This is a genomic window from Streptomyces sp. McG3, from assembly GCF_018619185.1.
GTDB lineage: Bacteria > Actinomycetota > Actinomycetes > Streptomycetales > Streptomycetaceae > Streptomyces.
In genome coordinates, this window is the sequence record NZ_JAAXYC010000051.1 from 18,967 (window position 1) to 35,721 (window position 16,755).

At 71.3% G+C, this 16,755-nt stretch carries 17 protein-coding genes and 1 riboswitch; of the genes, 9 read left to right on the forward strand and 8 right to left on the reverse strand.

Annotation, left to right across the window (positions count from 1 at the left end):
* The first annotated feature begins 96 nt into the window (after positions 1 to 96).
* The 6 genes from HET64_RS39875 to HET64_RS11740 all read left to right on the forward strand — a co-directional run bounded on the left by HET64_RS39875 (position 97) and on the right by HET64_RS11740 (position 4,718).
* A complete protein-coding gene (locus HET64_RS39875; protein ID WP_308369989.1) occupies positions 97 to 474 on the forward strand; it encodes an alpha/beta family hydrolase in 378 nt (125 codons plus the stop codon).
* A 313-nt stretch (positions 475 to 787) separates the two neighbouring features.
* Positions 788 to 1,444, forward strand: a complete 657-nt coding sequence (locus tag HET64_RS11720; protein ID WP_010061546.1) for a sigma-70 family RNA polymerase sigma factor — start codon at positions 788 to 790, stop codon at positions 1,442 to 1,444.
* Positions 1,441 to 1,761: a mycothiol system anti-sigma-R factor gene (rsrA, locus tag HET64_RS11725; protein WP_215104586.1), complete on the forward strand. Its 321-nt coding sequence runs from the start codon at positions 1,441 to 1,443 to the stop codon at positions 1,759 to 1,761. Before HET64_RS11720 ends, rsrA begins: the two co-directional genes overlap by 4 nt.
* A 302-nt stretch (positions 1,762 to 2,063) precedes the next feature.
* Positions 2,064 to 3,059: a hypothetical protein gene (locus HET64_RS11730; protein ID WP_007458156.1), complete on the forward strand. Its 996-nt coding sequence runs from the start codon at positions 2,064 to 2,066 to the stop codon at positions 3,057 to 3,059.
* Between the two features lie 115 nt (positions 3,060 to 3,174).
* Entirely contained in the window at positions 3,175 to 3,813 is a 639-nt protein-coding gene (def, locus tag HET64_RS11735; protein ID WP_215104590.1) for a peptide deformylase, read from the forward strand.
* A gap of 167 nt (positions 3,814 to 3,980) precedes the next feature.
* Positions 3,981 to 4,718: a D-Ala-D-Ala carboxypeptidase family metallohydrolase gene (locus HET64_RS11740; protein ID WP_215104592.1), complete on the forward strand. Its 738-nt coding sequence runs from the start codon at positions 3,981 to 3,983 to the stop codon at positions 4,716 to 4,718.
* 72 nt (positions 4,719 to 4,790) lie between these two features.
* On the opposite strand, the gene HET64_RS11745 is transcribed toward HET64_RS11740, so the two are convergent.
* Positions 4,791 to 5,771, reverse strand: a complete 981-nt coding sequence (locus HET64_RS11745; protein WP_215104594.1) for a helix-turn-helix domain-containing protein — start codon at positions 5,769 to 5,771, stop codon at positions 4,791 to 4,793.
* A gap of 81 nt (positions 5,772 to 5,852) precedes the next feature.
* Here HET64_RS11745 and HET64_RS11750 point away from each other — a divergent pair, with 81 nt between their 5' ends.
* A complete protein-coding gene (locus HET64_RS11750) occupies positions 5,853 to 6,068 on the forward strand; it encodes a hypothetical protein (protein ID WP_215104596.1) in 216 nt (71 codons plus the stop codon).
* 24 nt (positions 6,069 to 6,092) lie between these two features.
* Here the strand turns inward: HET64_RS11750 and HET64_RS11755 are convergent, their stop codons facing one another.
* From HET64_RS11755 to HET64_RS11785, 7 genes are all read right to left on the reverse strand, one after another.
* The gene (locus HET64_RS11755; RefSeq protein WP_215104598.1) at positions 6,093 to 7,109 is read right to left on the reverse strand and encodes a ribonucleotide-diphosphate reductase subunit beta; all 1,017 of its coding nucleotides are present in this window, start codon (positions 7,107 to 7,109) and stop codon (positions 6,093 to 6,095) included.
* Complete coding sequence (locus HET64_RS11760) at positions 7,109 to 9,565, reverse strand: ribonucleoside-diphosphate reductase subunit alpha (protein ID WP_215104600.1); 2,457 nt, start codon at positions 9,563 to 9,565, stop codon at positions 7,109 to 7,111. Before HET64_RS11760 ends, HET64_RS11755 begins: the two co-directional genes overlap by 1 nt.
* A gap of 135 nt (positions 9,566 to 9,700) precedes the next feature.
* Positions 9,701 to 9,837, reverse strand: a riboswitch (cobalamin riboswitch).
* Between the two features lie 40 nt (positions 9,838 to 9,877).
* Entirely contained in the window at positions 9,878 to 10,399 is a 522-nt protein-coding gene (locus tag HET64_RS11765) for a GNAT family N-acetyltransferase (RefSeq protein ID WP_215104601.1), read from the reverse strand.
* A gap of 18 nt (positions 10,400 to 10,417) precedes the next feature.
* Positions 10,418 to 11,098 carry a hypothetical protein gene (locus HET64_RS11770; RefSeq protein WP_215104603.1) on the reverse strand — a complete coding sequence of 227 codons (681 nt, stop codon included), beginning with the start codon at positions 11,096 to 11,098 and terminating at the stop codon, positions 10,418 to 10,420.
* A 132-nt stretch (positions 11,099 to 11,230) separates the two neighbouring features.
* Positions 11,231 to 11,434 (reverse strand): YbdD/YjiX family protein, encoded by a 204-nt coding sequence (locus tag HET64_RS11775; protein WP_215104605.1) that lies wholly within the window; start codon positions 11,432 to 11,434, stop codon positions 11,231 to 11,233.
* Positions 11,431 to 13,656: a carbon starvation CstA family protein gene (locus HET64_RS11780; RefSeq protein WP_215104607.1), complete on the reverse strand. Its 2,226-nt coding sequence runs from the start codon at positions 13,654 to 13,656 to the stop codon at positions 11,431 to 11,433. The genes HET64_RS11775 and HET64_RS11780 overlap by 4 nt, the downstream gene beginning before the upstream one ends.
* 175 nt (positions 13,657 to 13,831) lie before the next feature.
* On the reverse strand, positions 13,832 to 14,824 hold the full coding sequence (locus tag HET64_RS11785) for a helix-turn-helix transcriptional regulator (protein WP_215104609.1): 993 nt from the start codon (positions 14,822 to 14,824) through the stop codon (positions 13,832 to 13,834).
* Between the two features lie 480 nt (positions 14,825 to 15,304).
* Between HET64_RS11785 and HET64_RS11790 the strand changes: the two genes are divergently transcribed.
* Together HET64_RS11790 and HET64_RS11795 are read left to right on the forward strand one after the other, a co-directional pair.
* Positions 15,305 to 15,715 carry a hypothetical protein gene (locus HET64_RS11790; protein ID WP_308369991.1) on the forward strand — a complete coding sequence of 137 codons (411 nt, stop codon included), beginning with the start codon at positions 15,305 to 15,307 and terminating at the stop codon, positions 15,713 to 15,715.
* On the forward strand, positions 15,712 to 16,713 hold the full coding sequence (locus HET64_RS11795) for a glycosyltransferase (protein WP_308369993.1): 1,002 nt from the start codon (positions 15,712 to 15,714) through the stop codon (positions 16,711 to 16,713). Before HET64_RS11790 ends, HET64_RS11795 begins: the two co-directional genes overlap by 4 nt.
* The last annotated feature ends 42 nt before the right edge of the window (positions 16,714 to 16,755 follow it).

The following is a 16,755-nucleotide window of genomic DNA, read 5'->3' on the forward strand; positions in this document are numbered from 1 at the left end:
CGGCGTCACCGTCGCCCTGGTGGAGCAGCCGTGGCGGGTGGCCGGCAAGAAGGTCGCGCCCGCCCCGAAGACCCTGGACACCGGCTGGCGCGGTCTGTGGCCCGCCCTGGCCGCCCCGGGCTTCCCGTCGTCTCCGGGGGCCGCAGCGCCGGGGCCCGGGTCGCCTGCCGTACGGCGACGGAGCTGGGCGCGGCGGCCGTCCTCGCGCTCAGCTTCCCGCTGCACCCGCCGGGCAAGCCCGAGAAGTCCCGCGCCGACGAACTGCTCGGCGCCGGAGTGCCCACGCTGGTGGTGCAGGGCGGCAACGATCCGTTCGGCCGGCCCGACGAGTTCCCGCCCGGCCCGTATGAGCTGGCCGAAGTGCCCCACGGCGACCACGGGTTCGCGGTGCCGAAGCGGTCCGGGGCGACCGAGGAGCAGACGATGGCCGTCCTCACCGACGCGGTGGCCGGGTGGATCGCGTCACTCGGCTGACCGGATCCGCCCCGGGGTGACCCGGGCCTCACGCACCTGGCACAGACCCCGGGAATGCTCCGCCCGGGGGCGCTGTTGTTCGGGACGTCGGTACAGGAACGTCGTACGTGGAGAGGGAGTCCGTCGCATGGGTTCGACCATCTGCCCCAGCCGCTCGAACGCCGCTGATCTGGAGTGGACCGTGCTGCCTGCGGCGAGGACCAGCCACGAGCGGCCGCGGGGCGGTGCTGATCGACAGCCCGTCTCGAAGCAAGGTCGACTATTCTCCGATGCGAGCGGGTCCGGTTTCGGCTCCGCCACATCGTTGGAGGAGGTGGGTCCGGTCACTGGGACCGACACAGGGACCGACGACGGCCGTGCACCGGAGACGCCCGCCGAGCGCAACGCGCGCTTCGAGCGGGACGCCCTCGGTTTTCTCGACCAGATGTACTCGGCCGCGCTGCGCATGACGCGCAACCCGGCTGATGCCGAGGACCTGGTCCAGGAGACCTACGCCAAGGCGTACGGCTCCTTCCACCAGTTCCGTGAGGGTACGAACCTCAAGGCGTGGATGTACCGCATTCTGACCAACACCTTCATCAACTCGTACCGCAAGAAGCAGCGGGAGCCCCAGCGCAGCGCCGCCGAGGAGATCGAGGACTGGCAGCTGGCACGGGCCGAGTCGCACATGTCGACCGGTCTGCGTTCGGCCGAGTCCCAGGCGCTCGACCATCTCCCGGACTCCGACGTGAAGTCGGCGCTCCAGGCGATTCCCGAGGAGTTCCGCATCGCCGTGTATCTCGCCGATGTCGAGGGCTTTGCCTACAAGGAGATCGCGGACATCATGGGGACTCCCATCGGTACGGTGATGTCCCGGCTGCACCGTGGCCGCCGCCAGTTGCGCGGCATGCTGGAGGACTACGCCCGTGAGCGCGGGCTCGTCGCGGCCGGCGCCGGTGACTCGGACGATCGGAAGGGCTCGGCCTCATGAGCTGCGGAGAGCCGCACGAGACGGATTGCTCGGAGGTCCTCGACCATCTCTACGAGTTCCTCGACCGGGAGATGCCCGAGGGCGACTGCACCAAGTTCGAGGTGCACTTCGAGGAGTGCTCCCCGTGCCTGGAGAAGTACGGCCTCGAACAGGCCGTGAAGAAGCTGGTCAAGCGCTGCTGCGGGCAGGACGACGTCCCGACCGACCTGCGCTCCAAGGTGATGGGCCGGATCGACCTGATCCGGGCCGGCGAGGCCGTGCCCGAACACGATCTGACCGTGCAGGACACCGACCGGTCGGCGTCCGCCGCCGAGTAGTCATTCACCCGCAGATGCACCGGCGGATCCCTGGGATCCGGTGGGACGGCCGCTGTGCCCCGATAGCCCGGGCCCAGCGGCCCACGCATGTCCGGGGCCGTGCTGGAGCCGCACGTGCCCGGCAGCGGGCGGGGCCACCGGCCACAGGTGGTGGAAGGCGCTGGGACGCGTCTCGCACGGGGCGGTCTGACCCCGGCCTGAGCTGGGTAACCCATGGGTAATGAGCGGGCGTCCGGCCGGGCATGGTTGGATGCGAAAGCAGAGCGGATGACGAGGGCGTCCAGTCGGGACAGGCGGGAATCGTGAGGATCTTCGGGAAGGTACGGCATCGGCCGTCCGCCTCTTGGCGGCAGGCCACGGACCGCGCGTTCACGCTGATCGGCGACGGCCGGTACGAGGACGCGGGGGCGCTGCTGACGCGCGCGGCGGATCTGGAGCCCTGGCTCTCGGAGTCCTGGTTCAATCTGGCGCTGCTGCACAAGTTCCGCCACGACTGGGAGCAGGCGAGGGCGGCGGGCCTGCGCGCCGTCGCGCTGCTCGACCGGGAGTCGGGCGCCCCGGACTGGTGGAACGTCGGGATCGCGGCCACCGCGCTCCAGGACTGGCCGCTGGCGCGGCGGGCCTGGCAGGCGTACGGCCTGAAGGTCCCCGGCGGCGGTCAGCACAGCGCGGCCACCACCGAGCCGACCGGTATGGAGCTCGGCAGCGCCGCCGTCCGGCTCTCGCCGGAGGGCGAGGCCGAGGTGGTCTGGGGCCGCCGGCTCGACCCGGCCCGGATCGAGGTGCTCTCGATCCCGCTGCCGTCCTCCGGGCGGCGCTGGGGCGAGGTCGTCCTGCACGACGGGGTGCCCAACGGCGAGCGGATCACCGCGGCCGGGCCCTCGTATCCGGTGTTCGACGAGATCGAGCTGTGGGCCCCGTCCCCGGTGCCGACCTGGGTGGTGCTGCTGGAGGCGGCGACCGAGGACGACCGGGACGCGCTGGAGAAGCTGGCCTCGGACGCCGGGTTCGCCGCCGAGGACTGGTCCTCCTCCGTACGGCTGCTGTGCCGGGCGTGCTCGGAGAGCCGGATGGAGAGCGACGAGGGCGACGGGGAGCACCTGGACCCGCACGATCACAGTGAGCCGGGCCACCCCGGGCCGCTGGGCCACCGCACCGCGGGCGCCGGAGACCTGTGGGTCCCGGAGCGCGAGTGCGGTCTCGCGGCCCCCGCCGGGCTGGTGCGCGGGCTGCTGGACGGCTGGGTCGCCGACAGCCCGGACAGCCGCGAGTGGCGGGATCTCGAAGAAGTCTGCTGACCTCTGCCCGTAGGCTGTACGCGCACCGATCGCGGTGCTGTTCCTCCGAGGCGTCCGGGCACCCGGTGCTCTCGGGTCACCGAGTTTGAGGTTTGCAGGAAGGCGTACGGCGGACATGTCGCAGCAGGAGACGGACGGGCGGATCGGAGTGGACGACGAGGGGTTCCTCGTCGACACGGAGGACTGCGAGGAGCGCGAGGCGGCCTACCGTGAGCGCGGCACCTCCCGTCCGATCACGGTCGTGGGCAACCCGGTGCTGCACAAGGAGTGCAAGGACGTCACCGCGTTCGACGACGAGCTGTCGCGGCTGATCGACGACATGTTCGCCAGCCAGAAGACGGCCGAGGGCGTCGGCCTGGCCGCCAACCAGATCGGCGTGGACCTGAAGGTCTTCGTCTACGACTGCCCCGACGACGACGGGGTGCGGCACACCGGTGTCATCTGCAACCCGGTCCTGGAGGAGCTGGCTCCCGAGGCACGGGTACTGGACGACTCCAACGAGGGCTGCCTCTCGGTCCCGACCGCGTACGCCTCGCTCGCCCGCCCCGACTACGCGGTGGTGCGCGGGCAGGACGCGCAGGGCAATCCGGTCAAGGTGCGGGGCAGCGGCTACTTCGCGCGGTGCCTCCAGCACGAGACGGACCACCTGTACGGCTACCTGTACATCGACCGGCTCTCCAAGCGGGAGCGCAAGGACGCGCTGCGGCAGATGGACGAGGGCACTCCGCGTTACGAGGTCGTCCCGAACGCCTGAGAACGCCTCCCGCAGGGACCCGGCACCGGTTCGCCGGTGCCGGGTCCCTGCCGTTATCGCCTCACCCCTGGCAGATAACTGCATTTTCCCCAGGGGTAGTTGACGCGCGTAGCCGACTCGGCCAGGCTCGCGTGCACATCGACCGTGACGTTCAGAGGGAGACCCCTGTGCTGAGACGTACCGCACGCGTCCTGCTCGGACTTGTCATGACCATTACGTTCGCGCTGGGGGGTGCGGTACTGACCGCCGGAACCGCCCGGGCCGACGGCTGCTACACCTGGACCCGCACCCTCAAGGCCGGGGCCACCGGCAACGATGTCACCCAGCTCCAGATCCGGGTGGCCGGCTACCCGGGCTACAACGCGGTGCTCGCCATCGACGGCTCCTACGGCCCCGCCACCACCGCCGCCGTCAAGCGGTTCCAGGCGGCCTACGGCCTGGCGGCCGACGGGGTCGCCGGCCCCGCCACCCAGTCCAAGCTCTACGCGCTCCAGGACAACGACTGCACCCCGGCCCACTTCACCTACCCCGAGCTGAACAAGTGCAACAGCACCTGGGCCGGCGGGAGGGTCGCCGCGGGCACGGCCAGGGCGAACGCGCTGAGCAGCATGTGGAAGCTGGAGGCGCTGCGCCACGCGCTGGGCGACCAGTCCATCCGGGTCACCAGCGGCTTCCGCTCCGCCTCCTGCAACGCGGCCGTGGGCGGAGCCTCCAACAGCCGCCACATGTACGGCGACGCGGTCGACCTCGGCGCGTCCCCGCACTCGCTGTGCACGCTGGCCAAGCAGGCCCGCTACCACGGCTTCCGGGGCATCCTCGGCCCGGGCTACGCCGGCCACAACGACCACGTGCACGTCAACCAGGGCCCCAGCCGCTTCTGGTCGGCGCCCAGCTGCGGTATCTGACCTTCCCCGTATCTCTCCCGTACTCCCCGCGCCTTCCCGTACGTCCCGCAGGTCCTCCGTGCCCGGCGGTGCTCAGGCGACGTCGGGCACGGAGGTGGTCGCCGGACCCCGGAAGGTGCGGCGGTAGGCGTTCGGCGTGGTGCCCAGTGACCGCACGAACTGGTGTCGCAGGGTCGCCGCCGTACCGAAGCCCGTCTGCCCCGCGATCGTGTCGATCGTCAGCTCGGACGTCTCCAGCAGATGCTGGGCCAGCAGCACCCGCTGCCGCAGCAGCCACCGGTAGGGCGTGGTCCCGGTCTCCTGCTGGAACCGCCGGGCGAACGTGCGCGGCGACATGTGCGCCAGCGCCGCCAGCTGCTCCACGCTCATCTCCTGGTCGAGGTGCTGTTCCATCCAGGCCAGCGTCGAGCCGACCGTGTCGCAGGAGCTCCGGGGCAGCGGGCGGCTGATGTACTGCGCCTGCCCGCCGTCCCGGTGCGGCGGCACCACCATCCGCCGGGCGAGGGTGTTGGCCGCCTCCTGGCCGTACTCCTGCCGGATCAGATGCAGACACGCGTCGATCCCGGCGGCGGTGCCCGCCGAACTGATCACCGCGCCCTCGTCCACGTACAGCACGTCCGGCTCGACGATCGCCTTCGGGAAGCGCCGCGACAGCTCAGCGGCGTGCCGCCAGTGCGTGGTGCAGCGGCGGCCGTCCAGCAGCCCGGCCGCGCCCAGGACGTACGCCCCCGAGCAGACGCTCAGCACCCGTGAGCCGCGCGCGACGGCCCGGCGCAGGGCGTCGAGGACCTCCTCGGGATACTCCCGCCGCATGAAGTGGCTGCCCGCCGGCACGGCGATGAGGTCGGCCTCCTCCAGCCGCTCCAGGCCGTGCGGCGTGGAGATGGTGAAGCCCGCGTGGGTGTTCAGGACGGGCCCCTCGGCGGAGACCACCGCGAAATCGTGCACCGGCAGGCCTTCCTCGCTGCGGTCCAGGCCGAACACCTCGCACAGGACGCCGAGTTCGAAGGGGTGGACCTCGTCGAGGAGTAGGGCGGCGACATTGGTCAGCATGGTCCGAGTGTGGCAGCTATTTGATGTCCCATGGCAGTCCTGCCACTGATGTTTTTCGTTCCGGCGGTCCAGAGTAGAGGCATGAACACATTCCTGAACTACCTGGTCGTAGCAGCACTTTTCGCCCTCGTCCTCGCGCCCGTGGCCCTCGGCGTCGCCCGCGAACGCCGCATCGACCGCCAGCTGCGGGAGGCGGAACGCGGGCGCCGGGCGGCCGGACCCCCGGAAACGGGAAGCGCCGCGCGACCGGTTCCGGCCGCGCGGCGCCCTCAGCTCAGAAGTTGGGCCAGGGTCTGAGAGCCCCCGTCGGGTCCATCGGGTCTAGAAGTCGTCGTCGAACCCGACCGAGCCCTCCACGGCCACCTGGTAGGCGGACGGGCGGCGCTCGAAGAAGTTCGTCAGCTCCTGGACGCCCTGGAGCTCCATGAAGGAGAACGGGTTCTCCGAGCCGTACACCGTCGGGAAGCCGAGGCGGGCGAGCCGCTGGTCGGCGACGCACTCCAGGTACTGGCGCATCGACTCGGTGTTCATGCCCGGCAGGCCCTCGCCGCACAGGTCGCGGCCGAACTGCAGCTCCGCCTCGACCGCTTCCCTCAGCATGTCGGTGACCTGCTGCTGGAGCGCGTCGTCGAAGAGCTCCGGCTCCTCCTTGCGGACGGTGTCCACGACCTCGAACGCGAAGTTCATGTGCATCGTCTCGTCACGGAACACCCAGTTGGTGCCCGTGGCGAGACCGTGCAGCAGACCCCGCGAGCGGAACCAGTACACGTACGCGAAGGCGCCGTAGAAGAACAGCCCCTCGATGCACGCCGCGAAGCAGATCAGGTTCAGCAGGAAGCGGCGGCGGTCGGCCTTCGTCTCCAGCTGGTCGATCTTCTCGACCGAGTCCATCCACTTGAAGCAGAACTGGGCCTTCTCACGGATCGAGGGGATCTCCTCGACCGCGTCGAACGCCGCCGCCCGGTCGTCCGGGTCGGGCAGATACGTGTCCAGCAGCGTCAGATAGAACTGGACGTGCACGGCCTCCTCGAAGAGCTGCCGCGACAGGTACAGCCGCGCCTCGGGGGAGTTGATGTGCTTGTACAGCGTCAGCACGAGGTTGTTGGAGACGATCGAGTCACCGGTCGCGAAGAACGCCACCAGCCGGCCGATCATGTGCTGCTCACCCGGCGACAGCTTGGCGAGGTCGGAGACGTCCGAGTGGAGGTCGACCTCCTCGACGGTCCAGGTGTTCTTGATCGCGTCCCGGTAGCGCTCGTAGAAGTCCGGGTAGCGCATGGGACGCAGGGTCAGTTCGAAGCCCGGGTCGAGCAGGTTCTTGGTGTCGTTGGTGCTCATTACTGGCAGGCCTCGCAGGACTCGGGGTTTTCCAGGGAGCAGGCGATGGCGTCCGCGTCGGGAGCCGAGGCCTGCTGTACGGGAATGGGGGCGGCGGCCGACGCCTGGCCGGACGCGGCACGGGCGATCCGGGTCGCCGGGCGCGAGCGCAGGTAGTACGTCGTCTTCAGCCCCTGCTTCCAGGCGTACGCGTACATCGAGGAGAGCTTGCCGATCGTCGGCGTCTCCAGGAACAGGTTGAGCGACTGGCTCTGGTCGAGGAACGGCGTACGGGCCGCCGCCATGTCGATCAGACCGCGCTGCGGGATCTCCCACGCGGTGCGGTACAGCGCCCGTACGTCATCGGGGATCCAGGCGAAGCCCTGCACGGAGCCGCTCGCCTCGCGCAGCGCCTCGCGGGTGCGGGAGTCCCACACGCCGAGCTTCTTCAGCTCGTCCACCAGATAGGCGTTGACCTGGAGGAACTCACCGCTGAGCGTCTCGCGCTTGAACAGGTTGGAGACCTGCGGCTCGATGCACTCGTACACCCCGGCGATCGAGGCGATCGTGGCGGTCGGGGCGATGGCCAGCAGCAGCGAGTTGCGCATGCCGGTCTTCGCGACCCGGGCGCGCAGGGCGTCCCAGCGCTCCGGCCAGTTCAGCTCGGTGTCGTAGTGGTCGGGGTGCAGCACACCGCGCGCGGCGCGGGTCTCGGACCAGGCGGGCAGCGGTCCCCGGGGGGTCCCCCCTGAACCGGAGCCTGTCGGAGGCTCTTGGGGGCGTTCCGCGAGGTCGCAGGACGCCTCGTACGCGGCCAGCATGATGCGCTCGGAGATCTTGGTGGAGAGCGCGCGGGCCTGCGGCGAGTCGAACGGCAGGCGCAGCTGGAAGAAGACGTCCTGGAGGCCCATCGCGCCCAGGCCGACCGGCCGCCAGCGGGAGTTGGAGCGCCCGGCCTGCTCGGTCGGGTAGAAGTTGATGTCGACGACCCGGTCCAGGAAGGTCACGGCGGTCCGCACCGTGGCGTCCAGCCGGTCCCAGTCGATCGAGCCGTCCGCCACGAACGCGCCCAGGTTGACCGAACCCAGGTTGCAGACGGCCGTCTCGCCGTCGTCCGTGACTTCGAGGATCTCCGTGCACAGGTTGGAGGAGTGCACGACCCGGCCCGGCTCGGCGGTCTGGTTCGCGGTCCGGTTGGAGGCGTCCTTGAACGTCATCCAGCCCTGGCCGGTCTGCGCCAGGGTCCGCATCATCCGGCCGTACAGCTCACGCGCCGGAATCGTCCTGCGGGCCAGGCCCTTGGCCTCGGCCGCCCGGTAGGCCGCGTCGAACGCGTCGCCCCACAGGTCGACCAGCTCGGGCACATCGGCGGGGGAGAACAGCGACCACTCGGTGTCCGCGTCGACCCGGCGCATGAACTCGTCCGGGATCCAGTGCGCCAGGTTCAGGTTGTGCGTACGCCGCTGGTCCTCACCGGTGTTGTCGCGGAGCTCCAGGAACTCCTCGATGTCCGCGTGCCAGGTCTCCAGGTAGACCGCCGCCGCGCCCTTGCGCCGGCCGCCCTGGTTCACCGCCGCCACGGAGGCGTCCAGCGTCTTCAGGAACGGCACGATGCCGTTCGAGTGCCCGTTGGTGCCCCGGATCAGCGAACCCCGGGCGCGGATGCGGGAGTACGACAGACCGATGCCGCCCGCGTGCTTGGAGAGCCGCGCCACCTGGTGGTAGCGGTCGTAGATCGAGTCCAGTTCGTCCTTGGGCGAGTCCAGCAGGTAGCAGGAGGACATCTGCGGGTGCCGGGTGCCGGAGTTGAAGAGCGTGGGGGAGGAGGGGAGGTAGTCCAGCCGGCTCATCAGCCCGTACAGCGCGGCGACCTCGTCCAGCGCCCGCACCGACTCGTCCTCGGCGAGGCCCGCGGCCACGCGCAGCATGAAGTGCTGCGGGGTCTCGATGACCTGCCGGGTGATCGGGTGGCGCAGCAGGTAGCGGCTGTGCAGCGTCCGCAGACCGAAGTAGCCGAAGCGGTCGTCGGCGCCGTCGGCCAGGGCCTGCTCGACGAGCCGGTCGAGAGCGGCCGAGTGGAGCGCGACGAACGCGGCGGTGCGGTCGGCGATCAGGCCCTCGCGGTGGCCCACGGCGACCGAGGCGGCGAAGGACGTCGCGCCCTGGCCCGCGGCCTCGTCCCGAATCGTGCGGGTCAGCAGCCGGGCGGCCAGCCGGGAGTACGCCGGGTCCTCGGAGATGAGCCCCGCGGCGGCCTCGGTGGCCAGCGAGCGCAGCTCGGCCTCGTCGGAGCGGGCGTTGCGTCCGCGCAGCGCGGCGGCGGCGACCCGTCCGGGGTCGGTGTCGGGAAGATCGACGGTGAGATCGGTCAGGGTCCGCAGCAAAGCGGTCCCGGGTCCGTCGTTCGTGCCTGCTCCGGACGTGGTGGAGGCAGCGGATTCGGTGGCTGAAACCGGATCGGCGGGCGCGATGGTCACTGGGCTTTCCCTCGCTCGGCGGGGGCCGGCGGCAGGCGGGGGAGCCGGGCAGCGCGAAACCCGGGGCAGGGCAGCACAGCTGACGGCGTCCACCGGCCTATCCGCGAGGCCCGGACGTCTGGCGTCCGGTTCGGTCGAGCCGGACGCGCTGTCGACAGGTCTTCGGACTTGCGGGTGTGCAAAAGCACACTGATCACACCGTTGCGGGACAGTTCCGGATTCGCACCGGATTCCCCTGCGGCGACAGCGAGGTCGAGCATACATGTGGGGGCCGCCGGATGAAGCGGCCCCCACATGTTGTGTCGCGACGATTTAACACGCCCCTCGGGCGGGCGCCTCCAGCTCCAGCCGGAAGGTCATGAGCCGTAGTCCCGGCACCGGTTCCCAGTCCCGTTCGGGGGTCCGTACGAAGCCGAGCCGACGGTAGATCCTATGGGCTCCGAGCATGGCCGGCTGCGTCGACAGCACCAGGGCCCGCACACCGTCGGCGGACCGGGCGCGCTCGACGCACGCCCGCACGAGGGCCTCTCCCACGCCCCGTCCGCGCCCCTCGGCGGCCACGGCCAGCATCCGGAATTCGGCCTCGTCCGGACCGGCGATGTCGCGCCACGGGGTGCCGGGTGCGGCATAGGTCACACCGCCGAGCACCGCCCCGTCCGCGTCGAGCGCGACGAGGACCTCGGCCTCGACGGCCCGTTGCTCCACCGCCCGCAGTTTGAGCAGATACGGGTCCTGCGGGCCGTCCAGCAGCCCGTCGCCGAGATACGCCTCGGCGATGATCCCGCCGAGGACGGCGTACTCGCCGGGCTCCGCCGCCCTGATCGTCAGATCCATCAGTCACTCGCTCCCACGTCAGCCACTCGCTCCCACGTCGTTGTTGGGCGCGCCGTCGCCCACCGGCGGCAGGTCGCCGCGTTCGACCGGCCGCTGCCCGCGGGCCTCGTCGGCCGGCGGCAGCACCTGGTCCAGCTCGTGGTCGTCGGCGCGGTGGGCGGCCCGCGCCGCCGACCGCAGCGTCGCCCGGTCCACCTCTCCGGGCGCCCCGCTCACGGTGACCACGAGTCCGCCCTGTTCGCGCGCGTACGCGTGGCCCGACTCCGTGGCCCGGTACCACTGTTCGCCGTCCCGCTCGCACGTCTTCAGGGGCTCCTGACCGCCGGCGGGCGCGGGGTCCTTCGTGCAGTCGGCCCCGGCGTGCGCCCGGCGCTCCACCCGCAGCTGGATCTGCCCGCCGTCGGGCGTGGTGTAGACGCTGCCGAACCCGTCGTCGCCGATCACCCCGACCGACTGGCGGGCCAGGGCGTACCCCGGGACCTCGGTCACCCACACGTGCTCCGCGACGGTCTGCACGGCCAGCGCCCGCGCCTCCAGCTCCGCCCGGTCGGGCGCCGGGCCCGCGGAGGCGCTCCGGTCCGCCGCCTTCGTGCCGGTCCCCACCTCGGTGCCGCAGCCCGTCGCCGCCGCCAGGCTCAGCGCCAGCGCCAGGGTCGTGAGTACGGGACGGAGCCGGGGCGGCCGGGGATGCGATGTCATGGGCACATCCTTTCGTACGGTGAGGGCTCCGCGCACCGGGAAATCGAGCGGCGCCCGGGCCTGCGCGAGGGCGCGAAAGGGGCCGCCGCGCCCTGGAAGGGGTGCGGCGGCCCGAGCTCCGGCCGGTGGTGCTCAGCAGCAGCGGAAGCCCTCGCGGGGATCCGCCTCGCGGGCGTCCGTGCGGCTGCGCTCGAAGGCCCGACGGGTCATCACCGGTGTGTCCGGATCGTGGGTCCTCGCGTGCGCCACATAGCGGTCGTACGTGGACTCGCCGGTCAGTTCACGGACGTACCAGCGGATCCGTCCGGCCACCCGTCGCACGTCCGCGACCGTCATGTCCGGCTCCCCGTCTCCGCCGCCTCCTTGCGGATGCCGCCCTCGGGGCCGACGCCGGCGGCGGCCAGTTCGGCCTTCTCCTCCTTGGTCGCGAAGAGCGAGGCCGGGGCGACGAGCCTGGACTCGACGTACGGCGTCTCGTGGAGCTTGACGCTCTCCGGGTCGCGGATGGCCTTGTAGCAGACCCGCCCCGCGTCCACGAGGACGACGATGATGAGGAGCGCGAAGAGCGCGCTCAGCACCCCGTCGACGGTGGAGTTGGTGACGACGGTCCGCATGTCGTCCATGTTCTTCGCGGGGGCCAGCACCTCGCCCGCGTCGATGCCCGCCTGGTACTTGTCGCGCTGGGCGAAGAAGCCGATCTTGACATCGTCGGAGAAGATCTTCTGCCAGCTCGCGGTGAGGGTGACTGCCACGTCCCAGGCGAGCGGGACCGCCGTGACCCACGCCCACTTCAGACGGCCGGACTTGACGAGCAGGGTGGTGCAGACGGCCAGTGCGACGGCCGCCAGCAACTGGTTGGCGATGCCGAAGAGCGGGAACAACTGGTTGATGCCGCCCAGCGGGTCGTGCACGCCGACCCAGAGGAAGTAGCCCCAGCCGCCGACCACGACGGCACTGGCGAACCAGACGCCCGGCTTCCAGCTGACCTCACGGAACGGCTTGTAGACGTTGCCCAGCATGTCCTGGAGCATGAAGCGCCCGACCCGGGTGCCGGCGTCCACGGTGGTGAGGATGAAGAGCGCCTCGAACATGATGGCGAAGTGGTACCAGAACGCCTTCATCGCGGTCCCGCCGATCACCGCGGAGAAGATCTCCGCCATGCCGAGCGCGAACGTGGGCGCGCCACCGGTCCGGGAGAGCAGGCTCCCCTCTTCCACGTCCTTGGCGGCCTGGGCCAGGGCGTCCGGCGTGATGGTGAAGCCGAAGTCGGCCACGGCCTGGGACGCCGACTGAACGCTGTCGCCGATCACGCCGACGGGTGCGTTGATGGCGAAGTAGAGGCCGGGGTCGATGATGGAGGCGGCGATCATCGCCATGATCGCCACGAACGACTCGACCAGCATGGCGCCGTAGCCGATCATCCGGATCTGCGTCTCCTTCTGGACCATCTTCGGCGTGGTGCCGGAGGAGACCAGGGAGTGGAAGCCGGAGAGCGCGCCGCAGGCGATGGTGATGAAGACGAACGGGAACATCGAGCCGGCGAAGACCGGGCCCGAGCCGCTGGAGGCGAAGTCGGTGACCGCGGGCATCTTCAGGGTCGGCATGGCGACGATCACGCCCAGGGCCAGCAGCCCGATCGTGCCGACCTTCATGAAGGTGGAGAGGTAGTCGCGCGGGGCCAGCAGCAGCCACACGGGGAGCACGGAGGCGAAGAACCCGTACACGATCATCCAGATGACCAGCGTGCCCGGCTCCAGCGTGAAGAAGTCCGCCCACGACGACTCGGCGACCCAGCCGCCTGAGACGATCGCCAGGAGCAGCAGCGCGACGCCGATGAAGGAGACCTCGCTGACCTTGCCGGGCCGCAGGGTGCGCAGATAGACGCCCATGAAGAGGGCGATCGGGATCGTCATGCCGATGGAGAAGACGCCCCACGGCGAGTGCGCGAGCGCGTTCACGATGACCAGCGCGAGGACCGCGAGCAGGATGATCATGATGATGAAGACCGCGACCAGGGCGGCGATCCCGCCGACCGGGCCTATCTCGTCGCGCGCCATCTGGCCGAGCGAGCGGCCGTTGCGGCGGGTGGAGAAGAAGAGCGTCACCATGTCCTGGACGGCGCCGGCGAAGATGACGCCGACGACGAGCCAGATCGTGCCGGGCAGATAACCCATCTGCGCGGCGAGCACCGGGCCGACCAGGGGCCCCGCCCCGGCGATGGCGGCGAAGTGGTGGCCGAACAGGACCCGGCGGTCGGTGGGGTGGAAGTCGACGCCGTTGTCGAGCTGTTCGGCGGGGGTCGCACGGTTCTTGTCGGCCTTCAGGACCCGGTTGGCGATGAACCGGGAGTAGAAGCGGTACGCGATGGCGTACGAGCCGAGGGCCGCTGCCAGCATCCAGGCGGCGGAGACCTCCTCACCCCGCGAGAGCGCGAGGGTGGCCCAGCCGATGGCGCCGACCAGGGCGACCAGGCTCCAGACCACGACGGACCTGGGGGAGATGCCCCGTTTCCCCGGCACCTGTGGTGCCGATGGTGCTGGTGTGGGCGTTTTCGCCATGTGGTGACTCCGTCCCCTCGCTGATCACCGGTGCAATGGGCAGGAAATCTAGGGGACGCGTCCGCCCAGCGTCACCCCCCGTCCGCATTGCGGTCCGGCAACGGTGATGTATCGCACGGGGGCACGGGTGCCGAGGCGTTTCGGTTCACCCGGGATACGCAGGCCTTCCGGCCGCTCAGATCCAGCCCCGGCGCGCCGCCTCCGCGCCCGCCTGGAACCTGCTGCGGGCCTGCATCCGGGCCGTCAGCTCCGCGTTCATCCGGCGCACCGTGCGCAGGGACACCCCCAGCCTGCGGGCGGCCGTCGCGTCCGTGTGCCCCTTCGCCAGCAGGGACAGCAACTCGTCCTCCTGCGGGGTCAGCCCGTTGCCGTCGCGGCGGGGAGCGGGGCCGAGCGGGGTGGCGGTGGCCCACAACTGCTCGAACAGGAGCCGGGCCACCGCGACGGCGCCCTTGCTCCGCAACTCCAGCGCGCCCGCCCGGCCGTCGTCGGGGTCCAGCGGCACCAGGGCCACCTCCCCGTCGACCAGGACCATGACCAGCGGCAGGGTGGGCAGCGTACGGCTCTCCGCGCCGAGCAGGCCCAGCCGGTTCACATAGCGCAGGGTCGACGGATCGTTGCGGAAGCTGTCCTGATAGATGCTGCGGAGCCGCACGCCGCGCTCCAACGCCCGCCGGTCCAGCGGCCCGCTGGCCTCCAGCGTGTCCGGGGACTGCGCGCCGCCGGGCAGCAGCGAGAGGCACTCCGTCCTGGCCAGCTCGGCCAGTTCGGTCAGCCGCTCGCGCACCGCGTCGAGCCCCTCCAGCCGTTTGATGACGTCGAAGCCTCCGCCCGCCCGCCGCCCCCGGTCCGTCGTGAGGGCCGACATCGCGTCCCGGGCGACCTCGAGTCCCCGCTGCTGCCGGGCCAGTTCGGCCTCCCGGCGGGAGAGGAGGAACGGCAGACTCGCGGCCGGGTCCAGCGCGCGGAAGACCGGCGGGCCCTGCTCCGTACCGCGAGGGCCGTCATCCAGCAGGCACAGCTCGGCCAGCTGGTCCAGAGCCCGGCGCACATCGTCCTCGCTCCGTCCGAGCCGCGCCACGATCTCGTCCAGCCGCAGCTCCGGCTCCTCCAGGACGAGCCGGTACACCAGCTCCGTCCGTGCGTCCAGCCCCAGTACCTCTAACATCTCTGGCTCCCCCGCAGATGTCACGCCGTCCCCGCACTTCCGTACGGGACGCCACTTCAGCACCGGGCGCGAGTGTAGGGCCGACGTGTTGTGAAGGTATAGACCAGGTCCACGGGATGGATGGGCCCCGAGAGGCCGCGCGTGGCCGGAAAGACCGGGGCGGGCGCCGGCCGGGACGGGCGCCGGGCGCCGGCACGCATGGCCGCAAGGTGTCTGGCAGTTGCCTGCCACCACCGCATCGTCCCAGGCAGCGGGCCCCGTACGGCCGCCGACGGAGCTGGCACCCTGCTGCCCCGCAACTCCCGGCCACCCGGAGACCGTGGCTTCCGGGCAGGCGATGGCGACAGGATCAGGCCGTCACAAGCCATTCACACACCGCTACATCTTCGAGGAGTTCCCGATGCGTGCGTTCCGTTCCCCGACCCGCCGCCCCTCGCCGGCCGCACTCGCCGCCACGGGCCGGGAGGGCTTCTCCTGGGGGTGACCCCGGGAGAACGGGACGCCTCCGTGTTCCTGGTGACCGCGCTCCTGGTGCGTACCGAACCCCCGCACCCCGACCGGTGGACGGCACGGGACCTGGCCGGGCGGCTGCGCGCCCACCGCGTCGGCGCCTGCGTCCGAAGCGCCGGACCGCACCCCGGGGGCCCGGTCCATGTGTACGTCTCCGAGAGCCCGGACGGCTCGGTCCGTGCCGCGCTCTACATGGAGAGCCCCGACTTCGTGCATGCCGAACTGGCCGCGCTGGACTTCCTCCTGACCGTCCTGAGCGCCGCGCGCCCCGCCTCCCTCGGCTGGCTGCCCGCGGCCCTGGGAGGCCCGGATCCGCACCGACTCCCCGAACCGAAAGGACCGGACCCGCCATGCCACGGGAGCGCCCCACCGTGTCAGTGATCATCCCCAACCACAACTACGAGAAGACCCTGCGGGCCTGCCTGGAATCCGTCTACGCCCAGACCCTGAGCCCGTTGGACGTGGTCGTCGTGGACGACGCCAGCACCGACCGCTCGCGCGACATCGCCCGCGAGTTCCCCTGCGTACTCGTCGCCCGCCCGGACAACGCGGGAGTCTCCGCCGCCCGCAACCTCGGCGTGGCCGCCTCCGCCGGCCAGGTGCTGTTCTTCCTCGACTCCGACATCGCGTTGGCCCCCGACGCGATCCGGAACGCCGTCGACCTGCTCATGGACGACCCGGAGACCGGCTGCGTCCACGGCGTCCTGGACCCCGAACCGCTCTTCGACGACGGCCCGGTGGAGGTCTACCACTGTCTGCACGCCCACTTCTGGCGACACCGCAGCGCCGGAGTCGTCGGCACCGCCTTCTTCGCGCTGGCCGCGATCGAGCGCCGCGTCTTCGAGGCGACCGGGCCCTTCGACGAGAACCTCCGCGACTCCGAGGACGTCGAGTACAGCGACCGCCTCGCCGCCACCCACCGCATCCGCCTCAGCGAGCGGGTGACCGGCCGCCACGACGACGTGGACCGGCTGCTGCCGATGCTCGCCGAGCAGTACCGCCGCTCCCAACTGCTCGTCCCCGTCGCCGCCGTCGAGCGCCGGCGCGGCGGCGGACTGCGCGCCAACCGCACCGGCGGCGTCCTGGCCGCCGGTCTGGTCCCGCTCACCCTCCCACTCGCCTTCCTCACCCCTTGGCTGCTCGCCGTGCCCCTGGCGTGCGCCGTGGCCTTCGCGCTGGCGGACCCCGGGCTGTCGCGCTTCGTGGCCCGCCGCAAGGGGTGGCCCTTCCTGCTCCGCTTCACCGCGCTGCACTTCGCGGTGCACCTGGCGCTGGTCCTCGGCGCGGTGGTCGGCGGGCTGCGCTGGCTGGTCGACCCCCGCTTCGGCCCCTCCGTCCGGGGCCGCCGCGACCGGCCCGCCCCGGTGGCCGCCCCGTGAGCGCCGGAGTGGACCAGGAGCACGGGGCCGCCGGGGCGGGGG